Source organism: Isoptericola sp. NPDC057391, from assembly GCF_042668085.1.
Taxonomy (GTDB): Bacteria; Actinomycetota; Actinomycetes; order Actinomycetales; family Cellulomonadaceae; genus Isoptericola.
The window spans coordinates 1-1,932 of record NZ_JBHVBO010000318.1; the positions used below are offsets into that span (position 1 = coordinate 1).

At 69.8% G+C, this 1,932-nt stretch carries 2 protein-coding genes; both read right to left on the bottom strand.

Translation table 11 applies throughout. The annotated features are described in order from the left end of the window. Positions 1-42 precede the first annotated feature (42 nt). Entirely contained in the window at positions 43-594 is a 552-nt protein-coding gene (gene rplQ / locus ACFUVW_RS20670; protein ID WP_430573169.1) for a 50S ribosomal protein L17, read from the bottom strand. A gap of 76 nt (positions 595-670) precedes the next feature. Further along, entirely contained in the window at positions 671-1,687 is a 1,017-nt protein-coding gene (locus ACFUVW_RS20675) for a DNA-directed RNA polymerase subunit alpha (RefSeq protein ID WP_429727860.1), read from the bottom strand. Positions 1,688-1,932: the final 245 nt, after the last annotated feature.

The following is a 1,932-nucleotide window of genomic DNA, read 5'->3' on the forward strand; positions in this document are numbered from 1 at the left end:
GGGTGGCGCGGGGTCTCGTCGTGGTCGCGGGGACGCGGGAGGTCAGGCCTCCTTCGTCTCCTCGGCCTTCTCGTCAGCCTTGTCCTCGGCGGGGGCCTCGGCCGGAGCCTCGGTGGCCTCCTCGGTCGCCTCGACGGCGGCCTCGTCCTTGGCGGGCTTCTCGTCCTTGGCGGCCTTCGTCGACGCCTTCTCAGTGGCCTTCGTGGCCTCCTTGACGACGGCCTGCTTCGGGCTCACCGGCTCGGTCACGAGCTCGATGACCGCCATGGGCGCGTTGTCGCCCTTGCGGTTGCCGATCTTGGTGATGCGCGTGTAGCCACCGTTGCGCTCGGCCATGGCCGGGGCGATCTCGGTGAACAGCGTGTGCACCACGGACTTGTCGCGGACGACGGTCAGCACCCGGCGACGCGCGTGCAGGTCGCCGCGCTTCGCGAAGGTGATGAGGCGCTCGGCCAGGGGGCGCAGGCGCTTCGCCTTCGTCTCCGTGGTGGTGATGCGGCCGTGCTCGAAGAGCGACGTCGACAGGTTCGCGAGGATCAGTCGCTCGTGAGCCGGGCTGCCACCGAGCCGCGGACCCTTGGTGGGGGTAGGCATTTCTGGTTCTCCTTGAGGGTGGTTCCGCACCGCGCGGCCCGGTCAGGTCGAGCGGGCTGCTGCGGGCGCGGAGACGTCAGTACGACTGCTCGTCCGAGTACGTGGCCTCGTCGTCCCCGCCGCTGAAGTACGCGGAGCTGGACGGGTCGAAGTCGAGGGGCGAGTCCTTCAGCGAGAGGCCCAGCTCGGCGAGCTTCTCCTTGACCTCGTTGATGGACTTCGCACCGAAGTTGCGGATGTCGAGCAGGTCGGCCTCGCTGCGAGCCACGAGCTCACCCACCTGGTGGATGCCCTCGCGCTTGAGGCAGTTGTACGAGCGGATCGTGAGGTTGAGCTCCTCGATCGGCAGCGCCAGGTCCGCGGCCAGCGCGGAGTCCGTCGGCGACGGGCCGATCTCGATGCCCTCGGCCTCGACGTTCAGCTCGCGGGCGAGGCCGAACAGCTCGACGAGCGTCTTGCCGGCCGAGGCGAGCGCGTCGCGCGGGGCGATCGCGGCCTTCGTCTCGACGTCGACGATCAGCTTGTCGAAGTCCGTGCGCTGCTCCACACGCGTGGCCTCGACCTTGTAGGTGACCTTGAGGACCGGCGAGTAGATCGAGTCGACGGGGATCCGACCGATCTCGGCCTCGTCGTTCTTGTTCTGCGCCGCGGACACGTAGCCACGACCGCGCTCGACGGTGAGCTCGATCTCGAGCTTGCCCTTGTCGTTGAGCGTGGCGACGTGCAGGTCCGGGTTGTGCACCTCGACGCCCGCCGGCGGCACGATGTCCGCGGCGGTGACCACGCCCGCACCCGTCTTGCGCAGGTACATCACGACGGGCTCGTCGTTCTCCGAGGAGACGACGAGGTTCTTGATGTTGAGGATGATCTCGGTGACGTCCTCCTTCACACCCGGCACGGTGGAGAACTCGTGGAGCACTCCGTCGATGCGGATGGAGGTGACGGCCGCGCCCGGGATGGACGACAGGAGGGTCCGGCGCAGCGAGTTGCCGAGCGTGTAGCCGAAGCCAGGCTCGAGCGGCTCGATGGAGAAGCGCGAACGGTACTCCGAGATGACCTCTTCGGTCAGGGAGGGGCGCTGTGCGATCAGCACGGTCAGGTCCTTTCAGTGTGCGTCCGCCATATGACGCATCACGGATCCGCGAGTACTCGCGGCCCCGGGTGGGACTCGGTCCACCCGCCCGGGCAGGCTGCGGCGTCGTACGGGCCCGGGGCCCCTACCCCCGCCCCCCGGCCCCCCCCCCGCGGGGGGGGGCGACCCCGCGGCGCGTCGGGGGGAGGCCGCCCGTGTTGGCCGGGGGCGTGACCAGCTGGATCCCGCCCCCCACGACGCCCGGA